Source organism: Anoxybacillus sp. FSL W8-0382, from assembly GCF_038003845.1.
GTDB classification, from domain to species: domain Bacteria; phylum Bacillota; class Bacilli; order Bacillales; family Anoxybacillaceae; genus Anoxybacillus; species Anoxybacillus flavithermus_G.
Window position 1 is genome coordinate 693,788 of the sequence record NZ_JBBOPX010000001.1, and the last position, 16,667, is coordinate 710,454.

Annotated in this window: 13 protein-coding genes and 2 pseudogenes; 14 read left to right on the forward strand and 1 reads right to left on the reverse strand. The window is 42.7% G+C overall.

Annotation, left to right across the window (positions count from 1 at the left end; genetic code table 11):
- Nucleotides 1-9: 9 nt before the first annotated feature.
- The 11 genes and pseudogenes from NSS60_RS03675 to uvrC all read left to right on the forward strand — a co-directional run bounded on the left by NSS60_RS03675 (nt 10) and on the right by uvrC (nt 12,784).
- The gene (locus tag NSS60_RS03675; RefSeq protein WP_004889141.1) at nt 10-777 is read left to right on the forward strand and encodes an enoyl-CoA hydratase; all 768 of its coding nucleotides are present in this window, start codon (nt 10-12) and stop codon (nt 775-777) included.
- A 15-nt stretch (nt 778-792) separates the two neighbouring features.
- Nucleotides 793-1,566 (forward strand): electron transfer flavoprotein subunit beta/FixA family protein, encoded by a 774-nt coding sequence (locus NSS60_RS03680; protein ID WP_004889143.1) that lies wholly within the window; start codon nt 793-795, stop codon nt 1,564-1,566.
- 16 nt (nt 1,567-1,582) lie between these two features.
- On the forward strand, nt 1,583-2,560 hold the full coding sequence (locus NSS60_RS03685) for an electron transfer flavoprotein subunit alpha/FixB family protein (protein WP_004889145.1): 978 nt from the start codon (nt 1,583-1,585) through the stop codon (nt 2,558-2,560).
- 146 nt (nt 2,561-2,706) lie between these two features.
- Nucleotides 2,707-3,021: a thioredoxin gene (gene trxA / locus NSS60_RS03690; protein WP_004889146.1), complete on the forward strand. Its 315-nt coding sequence runs from the start codon at nt 2,707-2,709 to the stop codon at nt 3,019-3,021.
- A 216-nt stretch (nt 3,022-3,237) separates the two neighbouring features.
- On the forward strand, nt 3,238-4,569 hold the full coding sequence (locus NSS60_RS03695) for an IS4 family transposase (protein ID WP_340720650.1): 1,332 nt from the start codon (nt 3,238-3,240) through the stop codon (nt 4,567-4,569).
- A 158-nt stretch (nt 4,570-4,727) separates the two neighbouring features.
- Nucleotides 4,728-5,938, forward strand: a pseudogene (locus tag NSS60_RS03700) (hypothetical protein).
- 74 nt (nt 5,939-6,012) lie between these two features.
- Complete coding sequence (locus tag NSS60_RS03705) at nt 6,013-6,960, forward strand: NAD-dependent epimerase/dehydratase family protein (protein ID WP_004889149.1); 948 nt, start codon at nt 6,013-6,015, stop codon at nt 6,958-6,960.
- A 343-nt stretch (nt 6,961-7,303) separates the two neighbouring features.
- Entirely contained in the window at nt 7,304-8,677 is a 1,374-nt protein-coding gene (locus NSS60_RS03710; protein ID WP_340720651.1) for an IS1380 family transposase, read from the forward strand.
- Nucleotides 8,678-8,884: 207 nt separating this feature from the next.
- Nucleotides 8,885-9,565, forward strand: a pseudogene (locus NSS60_RS03715) (FTR1 family iron permease); the annotation flags it as partial.
- Between the two features lie 44 nt (nt 9,566-9,609).
- Nucleotides 9,610-11,010 (forward strand): hypothetical protein, encoded by a 1,401-nt coding sequence (locus tag NSS60_RS03720; protein WP_004889157.1) that lies wholly within the window; start codon nt 9,610-9,612, stop codon nt 11,008-11,010.
- Complete coding sequence (uvrC, locus tag NSS60_RS03725) at nt 11,003-12,784, forward strand: excinuclease ABC subunit UvrC (RefSeq protein WP_004889159.1); 1,782 nt, start codon at nt 11,003-11,005, stop codon at nt 12,782-12,784. Before NSS60_RS03720 ends, uvrC begins: the two co-directional genes overlap by 8 nt.
- A 10-nt stretch (nt 12,785-12,794) precedes the next feature.
- Here uvrC and NSS60_RS03730 read toward each other — a convergent pair whose 3' ends face one another.
- Nucleotides 12,795-13,226, reverse strand: coding sequence for a YslB family protein (locus tag NSS60_RS03730; RefSeq protein WP_004889160.1), 432 nt, complete (start codon nt 13,224-13,226; stop codon nt 12,795-12,797).
- 285 nt (nt 13,227-13,511) lie between these two features.
- On the opposite strand from NSS60_RS03730, the gene NSS60_RS03735 reads away from it, so the two are divergent.
- From NSS60_RS03735 to sdhB, 3 genes are read left to right on the forward strand one after another with little or no spacing between them, the layout of a single operon-like run.
- On the forward strand, nt 13,512-14,120 hold the full coding sequence (locus tag NSS60_RS03735) for a succinate dehydrogenase cytochrome b558 subunit (protein ID WP_004889161.1): 609 nt from the start codon (nt 13,512-13,514) through the stop codon (nt 14,118-14,120).
- Between the two features lie 23 nt (nt 14,121-14,143).
- On the forward strand, nt 14,144-15,904 hold the full coding sequence (gene sdhA, locus NSS60_RS03740) for a succinate dehydrogenase flavoprotein subunit (protein ID WP_004889163.1): 1,761 nt from the start codon (nt 14,144-14,146) through the stop codon (nt 15,902-15,904).
- Nucleotides 15,901-16,662, forward strand: a complete 762-nt coding sequence (gene sdhB / locus NSS60_RS03745; protein WP_003396476.1) for a succinate dehydrogenase iron-sulfur subunit — start codon at nt 15,901-15,903, stop codon at nt 16,660-16,662. The genes sdhA and sdhB overlap by 4 nt, the downstream gene beginning before the upstream one ends.
- The last annotated feature ends 5 nt before the right edge of the window (nt 16,663-16,667 follow it).

The window sequence follows — 16,667 nt, forward strand, 5'->3', positions numbered from 1 at the left end:
AGGGGGAACATGTTTTCCGTTCAACAAGAGGGGTATGTGGCGATTTTAGCACTTCACCGTCCACCAGCAAACGCTTTAGCATCTTCTGTTTTGAAAGAGCTTTCAGAACGACTTGATGCATTAAAAGAAGACGAACAAGTACGTGTCATCGTTCTTCGCGGAGAAGGAAGATTTTTCTCAGCTGGTGCCGATATTAAAGAGTTTACAGCGATTGAGGCGAGCGAACAAGCAGCGGAGCTTGCTCGAGCTGGACAACAAGTGATGGAGAAAATTGAACAGTTTCCGAAACCGATTATTGCCGCGATTCACGGTGCTGCACTTGGCGGAGGGCTCGAGTTAGCTATGGGTTGCCATCTGCGCATCGTAGCGGAAAACGCCAAACTTGGCTTACCAGAATTGCAGCTCGGCATCATTCCGGGATTTGCAGGAACACAACGCTTATTGCGTCATGTCGGTATGGCAAAAGCGCTAGAAATGATGTGGACAAGCGAACCGATCACAGGTACAGAAGCTGTTCAATGGGGACTAGCAAACAAAGCCGTCCCAGAAGAACAATTGCTTGATACAGCGAAGCAACTTGCACAAAAAATTGCTCAAAAGAGCCCGATTTCTGTTCAAGCGGTATTGAAGCTAGTTAATGAAGCTCGCACAAAAACGTTCCATGAATGCGTTGAAAAAGAGGCGCAACTGTTTGGACAAGTTTTTGTCACGGAAGATGCGAAAGAAGGCATTTCAGCATTTATCGAAAAACGGACACCACAGTTTCAAGGAAAATAAAAGGGGGAGAGAATCATGAACATTTTCGTATTAATGAAGCGTACATTTGATACGGAAGAAAAAATTGTCATTCAAAACGGAAAAGTAAGCGAAGAAGGAGCCGAATTCATCATCAACCCATACGATGAATATGCGATTGAAGAAGCGATTCAAGTGCGCGATCAGCACGGTGGCGAAGTGACAGTTGTTACAATTGGGAACGAAGATGCAGAAAAAGAGCTTCGTACAGCGCTTGCCATGGGGGCAGATAAAGCCGTGCTCATTAACATTGAAGATGATGTAGAAAATCGTGACCAATATACAACGGCAAAAGTGCTTGCGGAATATTTAAAAGATAAAGAAGCTGATTTAATTTTAGCTGGAAATGTAGCGATTGACGGCGGATCTGGACAAGTTGGACCACGCGTTGCTGAATTGCTAGGTATTCCTTATGTCACGACAATTACGAAGTTAGAAATTGACGGAACAAACGTGAAAGTTGTGCGCGATGTTGAAGGTGATGAGGAAGTTATTGAAACATCTTTACCATTATTAGTAACAGCACAACAAGGATTAAATGAGCCGCGTTATCCGTCATTGCCGGGCATTATGAAAGCGAAAAAGAAACCGTTAGAAGAACTAGAGCTTGATGATTTAGATTTGGAGGAAGAGGACGTAGAAGCGAAAACGAAAACGATTGAAATCTTTTTACCACCGAAAAAAGAAGCGGGAAAAATTTTGCAAGGAGATATTGCCGATCAAGTAAAAGAACTCGTTTCACTTCTTCATACAGAAGCAAAAGTCATTTAATAGGGGGATGGGGAGCATGGCAAGAAAAGTATTAACATTAGCAGAAGTGCGTGACGGTGCGTTGCGTAACGTATCATTTGAAGCAATTTCCGCTGCAAAAACGATCGCTGAAGGCGGAGAAGTTGTCGCTGTCGTTGTCGGAGCGAGCGTTCGCTCATTAGCTCCTGAGCTGATTGCTTACGGTGCGGATCGAGTGATTGTTGTTGAACACGAAAAATTGGCGACGTATACGCCAGACGGTTATGCCCAAGCATTGCAAGCTGTTGTTGAGCAAGAGAAACCAGAAGGAATCGTCTTTGGGCATACAGCGCTTGGAAAAGACTTATCGCCAAAACTTGCTGCGAAATGGCAGTCTGGTCTTGTGTCTGATGTTGTCGCTGTTGAAGCAACAGGTGGAAATATCGTCTTTACAAGACCGATTTATTCTGGTAAAGCGTTTGAAAAGAAAATCGTGACAGACGGTCTTATGTTTGTGACTGTTCGTCCGAACAATATCGCTCCACTTGAAAAAGATGAAAGTCGCACAGGTGCGGTTGTCGATGTGCAAGTAGACATTAAAGACTTACGCACAATCGTTCGTGATATTGTGAGAAAAACAGCGGAAGGCGTCGATTTATCTGAAGCGAAAGTGATCGTTGCCGGCGGTCGCGGCGTGAAAAGTGCGGAAGGATTTGAGCCGTTGAAAGAATTAGCGAACGTGCTTGGCGGTGCGGTTGGAGCATCGCGTGGGGCATGCGATGCAGGATATTGCGATTATTCGCTTCAAATTGGTCAAACAGGAAAAGTTGTTACGCCAGATTTATACATTGCGTGCGGCATTTCAGGGGCGATTCAACATTTAGCAGGCATGTCTAACTCAAAAGTAATCGTGGCGATTAATAAAGACCCTGAAGCGAATATTTTTAAAGTGGCGGATTATGGGATTGTTGGTGACTTGTTTGAAGTCGTTCCACTTTTAATCGAAGAATTTAAAAAATTAAAAGTACATTCATAAGGCAGAGCATGATGCTTTGCCTTTTCTTTTCAGCATATTTTTTTGCGACAAGGAAATAGTAGAAGCGAAGCAAAAGATTGGCGCAATGAATACGTTCAATGGTATACTATGTGCATGGAACGGAAATATTTAAGGAGGAATGAAACATGGCTATTGTAAATGCAACAGATCAAACATTTGTTAACGAAGTAAAAGATGGTGTTGTGCTCGTTGATTTCTGGGCACCTTGGTGCGGACCTTGCAAAATGATTGCACCTGTATTGGAAGAAGTAGATCGCGAGCTTGCCGGCAAAGTGAAAGTAGTAAAAGTCAATGTAGATGATAACCCAGAAACAGCTGGAAAATACGGTGTGATGAGCATCCCAACACTATTCGTGTTCAAAAATGGAGAAGTAGTCGACAAGACTGTTGGCTTCCAACCAAAAGAAGCGCTTGTTGGTCTTTTAAGCAAACATTTATAATCGACATGCCTCGGAGACATCCGAGGTATTTTTTTTGAAATTTTATATTGACACTGAAAATCGTTCTCTACTATAATGATAACGGTTAATGATAATCGTTATCAAAAAAGGGGGATACATACCATAGCCATCAAGTTAAGCATTTGGGCCTTTGTACACCGTTAAAAACATGGTATCCTTTCTAGCGAATACTCTTCGTTAGAAAGGATTTTTTCTATGGAAAATCAAATGCAAGCATGGATGAAAACCATCCGCCAACTTTTCTCGCCTGAGACATTGACTCATCTTGCTCAAGAAACAGGATTTATCCAACGAAAACGAGCATTAACGGCAGAAGCATTTTTGACTCTTTGTGCATGGGGAGATGGCTCACTGGCACAACAATCACTCCAACGGTTATGTACGTCTCTCACGCTCCGCCATGACTGTTCCCTGTCCAGCGAAGGATTGAATCAGCGCTTTACCGAGCGAGCCGTGGCGTTTTTGCGAGAAGTGTTTTTCCTTCTCCTCCAACGACAACGCCCATTGCTTTGGTCCACCATCCAAACCTACCGGACGTGTTTTACTCGCTTGCGGATTTTGGATTCGACCAGTTTTTTGGTTCCTGCCGACTACGGGGAGGACTACCGAGGTTCCGTCTCATCAGGAGCGAAAATTCAGTTTGAATATGACTTGTTGTCTGGTGCCTGTCTTCAACTATGCGTTCAATCGGCCAATGACTCGGACGCCCGTTTTGCCTATCATGCCCAGCACACGATTTTGCCGAATGACCTATGTATTCGGGATTTGGGCTTTTTCTCCGTTGCCGCACTAACCGAGATCGACGCCCGAGGAGCGTATTATATTACTCGGCTCCGTTCCGATATGAAAGTGTATATCAAAGAGAATAGCCAGTGGAAGGAATGGGATTGGGAATCTCTTGGGAATCAATTAAAGGAAGGGGAATCAGTAGAAATGGAACATGTATACATCGGGCATGAGCGTTTGTATATCCCACGCTTGATTTTTCGACGTTTGACGGAAGAAGAATGGCAAAAACGGATGGCGTATGTGCGAAAAAGGGAAAAAAGAAAAGGGAAGGCGCTGACACGCCAAACCCTCGAACAAAAGAAATACCACATCTTACTGACTAATTTACCACAAGAGTCGTTTGATGGGCAACAGGTTTATGGGCTTTATTCTTTGCGGTGGCAAATTGAACTGCTGTTTAAAGCGTGGAAGTCCGTTTTTGATTTGGAGAAAGTGAAGAAGATGAAGAAAGAACGGTTCGAATGCCATGTATATGGGACGTTGATTGCCATTTTGGTGACTCAAACCTTTCTGTTTCAAGCTCGAACGTATTGGCAACAAACAGAAGGGATTCAAATCAGCGAACGGAAAGCACTAGATGTTCTCCAATCCTATTGGCAACAACTGCTTTTGCGCCTATCCAAGGAAGAAATCAGCCTTTCTTCTCCCCTCCTTCTATTGAGAAAACATGGAAGAAAGGATCGAAGGAAAGGAAAAGAAACGGCATCGGATCTCTTGGTTAAATTGGGTATTTATTGATTAGATTCATAAAAACGCCAAATAACCCTCTCCAAGAGGGTTATTTGGCATGCCTAAAACATGTGGTATTCTTTTTCTTCAGCTAATGATCACAAACATTGCGTATGGACACAACGACCCTTAACACTAAACTTGACGGGTATGGGGATACATACGAAATGAAAAAACGTCAATTAAAAGCTGTGTTTGCCATGTTTTTATTAGCAGGTGGCGTGCTGGCTGGTTGCGGAAATGCGGAGAAAACAGAAACGACAGAGAAGAAGGAAGAAACAAAAGTAGAAGAAAAACAGGAAGAGCAACAACCTGCTGAAACCGAACAAGCGGAAGAACAAGTAAATGTTCAAACGTTCATTGATGCTTATAAAGCAATCAAAACAGAAACAGCAAAAGCGAAAGAAGGACAACCTGTGGATTGGAGCATCGTAGAAAAAACATATACAGAGCAATTACAAAAGCCAATTAATGAACTAGATGGTACATTTGCTCAAACGATTGAAGCAGCGATTCAAGGCGGAAAAAGCGGAGAATTAAACGTTCATCCAGCACGTCAAATTGTTGATAAAGTGACGCAATCGTATTTTTATCAATTGCAAAAGAAGTTACAAAAAGATGTTGTAGCGGCGCTTGAAGCTGGTGATCAACAAAAAGCGACAGCACTGTTTGAACAAATTAAATTGCTTGCAGCAGAAATTTTTGTTCCAACGGCAATGAAACGTGATGAATATTATCAATTAACGGGAGAATCTAGCCTCGAACAAAGCATTAACGCTGGTTTAGCAGCGCAAGAAGAAGCGTTAAAAGCGAATAACGTAGATGATTTAAAGTGTACATTCAGTTGACAGATAAATCGATCTATCGCAGCTACTATTTGGCGTCTAAATCATATGCTGAAAAAATTGAAGCCGGTGTGAAAGAAGGTAAGGCAGAAGATGAGCTAAAAGGACAACAAGCAGAAGCATGGGGCTTTTTCCAAGCGATTAAAGGTTCTTTGGCTAAAGGTGATGAAGCTGCGACAGCACGTTTAGATGAAATTTTATCATTAAATAACGATTATAAAAACATTAAAGCAGAAGAAGTGGGTGCATTATTCGCCAAAGCGTTGTTTGGTAAAATGAAAGGCTATCATGAAAAAGCACCGGCGCAGTTAGATGAGAATAACGTTGTTGAAGCGAAAGTAAAAGCGTTAGAAGGAAACATGTTCTTAAAGGCAATTGAATTAGATGTGAAAGCAAAATTGGGCGAGCAAAAAGCAGCAGACGTGTTTGCGACAGCAGAAAAATGGTATAACGCGATTGCGGAAAACAAAAAAGAAGAAGCTGCCCAACATAGCAAAGCTGTGCTTGATGCGGTAAGTGCGATCATTCAATAAAAAAGCCGCGCATAACACGCGGCTTTTTTGTTGTGATACAATAGTAGGGCATGAAAGGTGAAGGAGTCGAACGGATGGCGAAAGTATGTATCACAGGTGGGGCAGGTTTTATCGGTAGTCATTTAGGGAAAAAATTGCTTGAACTTGGACATGAGCTGATTGTAATCGATAATTTTCATTCTTACTATTCCATTTCAAGAAAACAACGTCAGCTCCAACAAATAAAAGATGTTGGTTTTTTTCATTTTTATCATACAGACATTCTTCAATTCGATGCATTAAAACAAATTTTTTTCGAGCATCAACCTGATATGGTTTTCCATTTGGCTGCGTTGCCAGGAGTGCAACCATCGTTAATAGACCCGCTGGCATATATCGATTACGATGTAAAAGGTACAGTGAACGTGTTACGAGCGGCAGGAGAAGCGGGAGTTCAGCACGTTTTGTTTGCCTCTTCTTCTTCTGTATACGGCAATCAAGCGTTTCAACCGTTAAAAGAAGAAATGGCAAACGGTCAAGTGATTTCCCCTTATGCAGCGGCGAAATATAGTGCGGAATCGTTTTGTCACGCGTATGCCCATATATATGGTTACACGATGACGATTTTTCGTTATTTCACAGTATACGGACCGTGGGGGCGGCCGGACATGGCGATTAGTAAATTTATTCGTCAGTTACTACGTGATGAGGTCATTACCGTTTACGGAGATCATACAGCACGGGATTATACGTTTATTGATGACATCGTTGGCGGTATGATTCAAGCGTTAGAACGAAAAGGAGAAAGCAATGTGTTTAACCTTGGTGCTGGACAACCGGTAACAATGAAGCAGTTGCTTGCAGAGTTGCGCGTACATTTTCCGCGTATGCGCATTCGTTATGAGCTGCCGCGTCTCGGTGATGTCGTCGCCACGTGGGCCGATATTACGAAAGCGAAAGAAAAGCTTGGCTATGAGCCGCGCGTATCGTTGCGTGAAGGGCTAGCAAAAACGGTTGAATGGGCGAAACGATATGAAAACTAAACAAATAAAAATTTTGATACGAATCATAAGTTTTATATGTATTGCGTCATTTATATGGATAACGATTCATCATTTTGACGCTCATGTGTTGTTTGATCTTGCATATAAGATTGTTTCGCAACCGTGGCATGCCAGTTATATGGTCATCATGTATGGTCTGGCTTTCGTTTTACGTGCAATAGCATGGAAATGGTATTTGCCCCAAGCACGTTTCCAAACGTGTATCGTTGGGATATTTGCTAGTTTCCTGAATCCGTGACAAAACATCTTTACAATGGATGCAAACCGTTGATACGATAAGGGAAAACGACGTTGACGATTCTTCATCAAGTAGGTGAATGTGATGAAAGATTTCCCGATTCGGTTTGTATTGACAGATGAAGCGATTACTCCAAGTGCTGGGCTTGCTCTCGTGGGCTACTTACTCCATCGAACGAAACTGGATAAACGGGTAAACGCCCTTCGGCTCCCAACGGTTCGTCGAGATGTGCACATTTCCCATAGCGACGTCATTCGCTCGATGATCGGCTTGCTTGCCACAGGAAAAACGGATTTTGATCATATCGAAGCGTATCGTCAGGACGATATCTTTTCGACATCAATGGGCATTCGGCACGTACCTTCCTCCCCAACGTTGCGACAGCGTCTCGATCAGCTCGCTTGTCTTCCGATGACCGAAACCATCATTTGGGAGGAATCGATGCGTCTGTTGGTTCGACAACACGCTACCTTGTCCCCTTGTTGGGCGAAAGGGAAAACGACATGGCTTCCCCTTGATATAGATGCTTCCCCATTTGACAACTCCGATACGAAGAAAGAAGGAGTGAGTCGAACGTATAAAGGATTTGACGGTTTTACGCCGTTGTTTGCGTACGCAGGGAAGGAAGGGTATATCGTTCATGCCGAGCTGCGTCCAGGGAAACAACATGTACAAGACAACATGCCTTCGTTTTTAACTACCGCCATCCGTCGAGCTCGTCCGCTGACCTCGTCTCGTCTGCTTGTCCGCATGGATGCAGGAAACGATGCGGAAGCGAATGTGCACGTATGTCTAAAGGAAGACGTGGACTTTGTCATCAAGCGAAACTTACGCCGAGAATCGAAAGCGCTTTGGTTCCAGATCGCTTCGCAAAAGGGCAGACGCATCGATGATGGACAAACAGAAGGAGTACAAACGTATGAGTTATGCCTTCCACAGACCGCAGCAATCGATGGACACACGTATACGTACGTTCAAGTCACCCAAGTGACGGAACGAACGATGGAACGAAATGGACAGCTGATGCTCGTTCCTGATTACGAAGTCGAAAGCTACTGGGTGCGCCTCGAAGGATACGAGCATGTTCGAATGAGTGATGTGCTCGCATTGTATCACGATCATGCGACATGCGAACAGTTTCATAGCGAACTGAAAAGCGACTTAGATTTAGAGCGACTTCCATCAGGGAAGATGAAAACGAATGCGCTCGTGTTAGTCATGGGAGCATTCGTGTACAACCTTCTTCGCCTGATTGGACAAGATCTATTAAGCGATCCGAGACATCCATTACATCATAAAGTGAAACGCCGCCGCATCAAGACGATCATTCAGACGGTGATCACGATGGCAGGTCGACTCGTCCGCCGATCACGACAGATCTGGATGAAACTGACGCGAAGGAGTGGCTATAGCGAGCCCCTTCTGAACATTTACATAAAATGGAGAGAAGGAGCATAACGAACGATTGTTCGCAATTCTGTACTCATCCTAACCCTCTGTCCTTTTTTGTTTTTTCTTTGGTTTATATACCTAAAAAAGATATTTATTTCATTTCTGAGAGTGAAGATGACATCTGTTTTAAACATAAAAAGGGAATGGTGGATCACGCATCCATAAAACCAGCAAAAAAGTCAAAGTCGATGTCAATCCATCACGGATTCAGGTTTTATTTCTTCCATCTTGTTGACGCAAATGGTTTTTTGGATGGCAGAGCATAGCAAAGATATAAAAAGCAGTATGGAAGGAAAAATGAGCAAATACGTGTCAAAAGGCGACGTGTTTGGCATGGTTATGCATTCATTTTTAGTTGTATTGCGTGAAGGAGTAGAAACTGTCTTTTTCTTTGCTGCCATTACCGGCGGAACCATCGGGGCAGCGGTACAAGGTTGGGGAGCGATTACAGGTTTAACGATTGCGGCTATTGTAAGCTATATGTTCTTTAAAGGTACGATGCGCGTACCATTAAAAACGTTTTTCAAAGTCACAGGCGCATTCATCATCTTGATTGCGGCGGGATTGCTTGTGCAAGGTATTTCGATGTTGCAAGATTTAAAAATTATTGGCAGCGTCATGCCACATGTTTACGATATTACGTGGTTTATGCCAGAACATCCGATTGATCATGAGCATTTCGTTCGTGACACAGGACAAGAACCCATTCTTTCTGGCGATGTCGGCATTTTTCTTAAGGCGCTATTTGGTTATTCATCGATGCCTTCGCTTGAAGCAGTGTTGGCGTACATCGGCTATTTCATTGTCATTTATTTACTTGTGAAAACACGTTATGGCAAAAAAGAAGAAAAAAACGAACAAAATGAGAAGGTGCTTGAACAACAAGTGATGTAAAGTACAAGGGGAACCTTGTACTTTTTTGCTTAGGAGGGTTTATTGTGCGAATCGTTTCAATTATTGCGCTAGTTGTTGTGTATATATCATGTTTCGTCTATGCTAGCCCGTTTGCTGCAACGTGGGATGAAGTGGACTTTGCTTTGGCGCTTGATCGGTATGATTTGCTTGCGATGCAGCCGCATTTCCCAGGGTATCCGTATTTTATTTTTGGGGGGATGCTTGTTCATTTATTTGTCGACAATCCTGCTAAAGCGCTGGCCATTTGGAACGGTTTGCTCATGATGAGTGCGACGATCCCTATTTATTTGCTTGCCAAAATATTTGTGGAAAAAAAGTGCGCATGGGTCGTTACTGCACTCGTCCAATCGCTTAGCTACGTCATGTTAATCGCTTCACAACCGATGTCGGAAGGAAGCGCACTCGCTGTTTTATGGTGGTATGTATGGAGTTTACAACGTGCGCTTCACTCGGATCGTGTCGGTGTGCAATTGCTTCCGTTATGGCTATTTAGCGTTATGCTTGGTATTCGTTTATCGTACATTCCTTTTGGGATTGGTATTTTATATGTTTGGTGGAAGCGAGCATATCGCTTCAAGAAACTTCTGCTATACAGTCTCATTGCGGTTGCATTTCAATTTATTTGGATTATGGCAGTGGCTACGACGGAGGGAGAGGGGTTTTTGCAGTTAGCTTTTTCATTTACAACAGGGCATTTTACACAATGGGGTGGAGCGATTTCAACAGATGAAGCACCGTTTTGGAAACGAGCTATTATGCTTATTTTTTATAATATCATTTGGACAGGTATGGCTAAGCAGTCAATATGGTTGCTGAGTTGCTTTATTGTTTTGTTGGTTATGACTTGGAAACGAATAACGCTTCCACCTTTGTATCGTTTATTTTTATTGACATATTTTTTATGGGCGTTGTTTGCGCAAAACATTGAAAAGCCAAGACATATATTGCCGATTGTCGTCATTGTTTCATTCTTTTTGTTTGTCAGTGTCCTTCAATCGTCATCACGTTTTCGATTGACTGTTATGCTTATTTTACTTCTCTCACAAACGATTATCGGCATACAAGGGGTTAAGCGTCAAGCGACACAGTTGCCAGCGACATATCAGTTGGCGTATGATTTTGAACAGAAAGAAAAGCCTTTTATTTTACTCACATGGGAGGAAACGCGCGTGCTTGAATATTTGCGTGTTTCTTTTCCGCATGAACGTGTATTCTCTTTTGATGTTTTTCAACGTGAAAAAGCGGCATTTCCACATGCGAAAGTGTATGTTACTGATCATGTCGTTAAAGGGTTTCAAGCGCAAGGCATAGACGTTCGTCCATATATTCATTTTGTTCGAACGTATGAATCGAGTTTATTATCTGACCCTGTGTATGGGCGCATCACCGTATATGAATGGAGAGAGGAGGAAAAACGTGAATGAACAATTAAAACAAAAGTTGGCCATTTTACCTGATCAACCGGGATGTTATTTAATGAAAGACGCTCATGGCACAGTCATTTATGTCGGAAAGGCGAAGGTGCTGAAAAATCGTGTTCGATCTTATTTTACCGGCACACATGATGGAAAAACGCTCAGGTTAGTGAATGAAATTACTGATTTTGAATACATTGTGACGTCCTCGGATTTAGAAGCGCTTATTTTGGAAATGAATTTAATTAAAAAATACGATCCGAAATATAACGTCATGTTAAAAGACGACAAAAGCTATCCGTTTATTAAAATTACAGGGGAAACGCATCCGCGTCTCATCATTACGCGAACGGTAAAAAAAGATAAGGGGAAATATTTCGGTCCGTATCCAAATGCCCAAGCGGCCCATGAAACGAAAAAATTGCTTGATCGTTTATATCCATTAAGAAAATGTGAGAAAATGCCAAAAAAAGTTTGTTTATATTATCATATGGGACAATGTTTAGGACCGTGCGAATATAAAGTGTCAGAGGAAGAAAATAAACAAATTGTTGAACAAATTACGCGTTTTTTAAACGGTGGGTATAAAGAAGTAAAAGAGGCATTAACAGAAAAAATGATGGAAGCAGCCGAACAGTTACAGTTTGAGCGGGCGAAAGAATATCGTGACCAAATTGCGTACATTGAGGCATTGATGGAAAAACAAAAAATGATTTTACATGACTTTGTTGATCGAGACATTTTTGGGTATGCGTACGATAAAGGATGGATGTGCGTACAAGTTTTTTTCATCCGGCAAGGAAAGCTCATCGAACGAAATGTATCAATGTTTCCACTATATCAAGAACCAGAAGAAGAATTTTTAACATTTTTAGGCCAATTTTACAGTAAACATTACCATTTAAAGCCACGTGAAATCGTATTACCTCGAGAAATCGATGGTGAAATGGCGATGAAATTGCTTGAGGTGAGCGTCACGCAGCCGAAGAGCGGGAAAAAGAAAGAACTCGTTGATTTAGCATGTAAAAATGCACAAATTGCTTTGCAAGAAAAATTCTTTTTAATCGAACGTGATGAAGAACGGACGATTCGTGCGGTTGAGAAATTAGGCGAAGCAATTGGGATTTCAACTCCTCATCGCATCGAGGCGTTTGACAATTCAAATATTCAAGGGACAGACGCTGTCGCCGCGATGGTCGTATTTATTGATGGAAAGCCGGAAAAAAAAGAATATCGCAAATATAAAATAAAAACGGTGCAAGGGGCGGACGATTACGAGTCGATGCGCGAAGTGATTCGCCGGCGATATACGCGCGTGTTGCGAGAACGCTTGCCCCTTCCAGACATCATTGTTGTCGATGGCGGAAAAGGACAAATGCAAGCCGCAAAAGAAGTGTTGGAATGCGAACTCGGGTTATCGATTCCTGTCGCTGGTTTAGTGAAAGATGATAAACATCGAACGTCACATTTATTGTTTGGTGATCCGCCAAGCGTCATTTCGTTAGAGAAAAATAGTCAAGAATTTTATTTGTTGCAACGCATTCAAGAAGAAGTGCATCGTTTTGCGATTACATTTCACCGCCAAGTGCGATCAAAATCTGCGTTTCATTCCATTCTCGATCAAATTCCAGGGGTCGGAACAAAAAGAAAGCAGGCGCTACTACAATATTTTGGCTCGATTAAAAAAATAAAAGAAGCAACCGTTGAACAACTGCAGGAAGCAAATATTCCAAAACATGTCGCTCAAAAAATTTACGAGACGCTCCAAACGTACGAAAGCTGACCATCATCGGTCAGCTTTCATCTTTACGGTCCCATTTCACCGTAAACAAAACGGTTTTTGCGCGCCGCTTTTGCTGTTCAAACGCTTCTGTGACATATCCTTTTTGTTGCTCAAACTGTTGGGCTAGAAAGCCTGCTTCAAGGTGAAACGTGCACTCCCCACCATAATCGAACCGCATCGCAACAAGCGGCCCTTCTAATTGAAGTTCACATTCATCTTTTTTCTCTTCAAGTACCGATAACTTCCCCCAGCCAGCTTGTTCGAAAAAAGAAATGACATCGTCGATTGTAGCTAGTGGGTATTTTCTCGCTAAATCTTTTCCTGCCCAATATAAAATAAATGGAGTTTCTTTTCCAAATAAATTTGGTAGTAGTTCTTGCCGAAATAAAAAGTCGCTAAAAGCAGAAATGCTCGTTTGTTTCCATTGTTCGTATCCGCTCACGATCAAATCCCCTCTCTATTTTTCATTATAACGAACAACAATGTGAAAAACAGTATTGACTTTTTTTTCATTTCGAATTTCACTAGAATTATAGTTGTTTTAAAATTTGAAATGATTGAATATTTCGTGAACACCTTTTCTTGACGCTCCTACATTCTGGGAGTACAATGAATGTGACAATGATCAATGGAAATGGAAGTGTTTACACTTCTGTTGGTCATAGTCTAGTAGATGTGGATGGGAGCACATAGAAAAGGAAGATGACAAATTTAAGGGGGGTTATGTATGGCACAAAATCGCGAGTTTTTTTATCGTCGACTCCATTCATTGCTTGGAGTTATTCCAGTCGGGCTGTTTTTAACACAGCATCTAGTTGTTAACCATTTTGCAACAAGAGGAGCAGATGCATTTAACAAGGCGGCAGCTTTTATGGAGCAGCTACCGTTTCGGTATTTTTTAGAAATTTTCGTTATTTTTCTTCCGCTATTGTTCCATGCCATCTACGGACTGTACATTGCGTTTACAGCGCAAAATAATGTAAGTCGCTACGGGTATTTCCGTAACTGGATGTTTATGTTGCAACGCTTAACGGGGATTATTACGCTCATTTTCGTCGTCTGGCACGTATGGGAGACGCGCGTTCAAGCTGCGTTTGGTGCAGATGTGAACTATGACATGATGGCGAACATCGTTGCGAACCCATTTATGCTTGCATTTTATATTGTTGGAATCGTTTCGGCGGTGTTTCACTTTGCGAACGGGCTATGGTCGTTTTTTGTTAGCTGGGGAATTACAGTAACTCCTCGTTCACAACAAATTTCTACATACGTGACAATGGGGATTTTTGTCGCGCTTTCGATCGTTGGTATACGCGCGATTTTAGCATTCGTTTAATCCACAAGGAGGAGTGAGGAGACATGAGTAAAGGAAAAATTATTGTTGTTGGTGGAGGTCTTGCCGGCTTAATGGCAACGATTAAGATTGCCGAAGCAGGCGTAAAAGTAGATTTGTTTTCGTTAGTTCCGGTGAAGCGATCTCACTCTGTTTGTGCACAAGGTGGCATTAACGGTGCAGTTAACACAAAGGGAGAAGGAGATTCTCCGTGGGAGCATTTCGATGATACAGTGTACGGAGGAGACTTTTTAGCTGACCAGCCTCCGGTAAAAGCGATGTGCGAAGCTGCTCCAGGCATTATTCATTTGCTCGATCGTATGGGTGTCATGTTCAACCGTACGCCGGAGGGATTGCTTGATTTCCGTCGTTTTGGTGGAACGCAACATCACCGTACAGCATATGCAGGGGCAACAACAGGCCAGCAGCTTCTTTACGCGCTTGATGAACAAGTGCGCCGTCATGAAGTCGCTGGACTTGTGACAAAATATGAAGGTTGGGAATTTTTAGGTGCAGTTTTAGATGATGAACAAGTATGTCGCGGTATTGTCGCGCAAAACTTGACAACGATGGAGATTAAAGCATTCCCGGCTGATGCTGTCATCATGGCCACAGGTGGTCCGGGGATCATTTTTGGTAAGTCAACAAACTCTATCATTAACACAGGATCAGCAGCATCGATCGTCTATCAACAAGGTGCGTATTATGCAAACGGAGAATTTATTCAAATTCACCCGACAGCCATTCCAGGCGATGATAAACTCCGCTTAATGAGTGAATCAGCACGCGGAGAAGGTGGACGAGTTTGGACGTATAAAGACGGGAAGCCTTGGTATTTCTTAGAGGAAAAATATCCGGCTTACGGAAACCTTGTTCCGCGCGATATTGCAACGCGTGAAATTTTCCATGTTTGCGTAGACTTAAAGCTCGGCATTAACGGCGAAAACATGGTTTATTTAGATTTGTCGCACAAAGATCCGAAAGAGCTGGATATTAAGTTAGGCGGCATTATTGAAATTTATGAAAAGTTTATGGGTGAAGACCCAAGAAAAGTGCCGATGAAGATCTTCCCAGCTGTTCACTACTCAATGGGTGGATTATGGGTGGACTACGATCAAATGACAAACATTAAAGGGTTGTTTGCAGCGGGCGAGTGCGATTTCTCGATGCACGGTGCAAACCGTCTCGGTGCGAACTCGTTATTATCTGCCATTTACGGCGGAATGGTAGCAGGTCCAAAAGCTGTTGAATATATGAAAGGACTTGAGAAATCTGCCGATGCGATGCCTTCTTCTTTATACGACCGCTATTTAAAACAAGAAGAAGAAAAATGGGCGCAAATTATGGCGATGGATGGTACAGAAAACGCCTACGTTTTGCATAAAGAGCTCGGTGAATGGATGACGGATAACGTCACAGTCGTTCGTTATAACGATAAATTATTAAAGACGGATGAGAAAATTCAGGAATTACTTGAGCGTTATAAAAATATTAACATTAACGACACAGCGAAATGGAGCAACCAAGGTGCGTCGTTTACACGCCAACTTTACAACATGTTGCAACTTGCTCGCGTCATTACGCTTGGTGCTTACAACCGTAACGAAAGCCGTGGAGCGCATTATAAGCCAGAGTTTCCTGAGCGAAACGACGAAGAATGGTTAAAAACAACGATGGCAAGCTTTACACCGGATGGTCCATCGTTCCATTATCGTGAAGTGGATACATCGCTTATTAAGCCACGCAAACGCGATTACACGAAAAAGAAAGGGGAAGTGAAATCATGAGCGAAAATAAAACGATTCGGATTATCGTCACAAGACAAGACCGTCCGGATACAGCCCCTTATGAAGAAGAGTTTGTCATTCCGTATCGTCCGAATATGAACATCATTTCGGCGCTCATGGAAATTCGGCGCAATCCGGTCAATGCGAAAGGGGAAAAAACGACGCCTGTTGCTTGGGAAATGAACTGTTTGGAAGAAGTGTGTGGCGCTTGTTCAATGGTCATTAACGGCAAGCCACGCCAATCGTGTACCGCACTGATCGATCAGCTCGAGCAACCGATTCGTTTAGAGCCGATGCGCACATTCCCGGTCATTCGTGACTTACAAGTGGATCGTAGTCGCATGTTTGATTCGTTGAAAAAAGTGAAAGCGTGGATCCCAATCGATGGAACGTACGATTTAGGTCCGGGACCGCGCATGCCAGAGCGTAAACGACAATGGGCATACGAGCTATCAAAATGTATGACGTGCGGGGTATGTTTAGAAGCTTGTCCAAACGTCAATAGTAAGTCAAACTTTATCGGTCCAGCGCCGCTATCGCAAGTACGTTTATTTAATGCACATCCAACAGGAGCGATGCATAAAGCAGAGCGTCTCGAAGCGATTATGGGTGATGGTGGATTAGCGAATTGCGGAAATTCACAAAACTGTGTGCAATCTTGTCCGAAAGGCATCCCGCTTACAACATCGATTGCGGCATTGAACCGCGCAGCAACGATTCAAATGTTCCGCAATTTCTTCGGTAGCGATGAAGTGTAACAAAA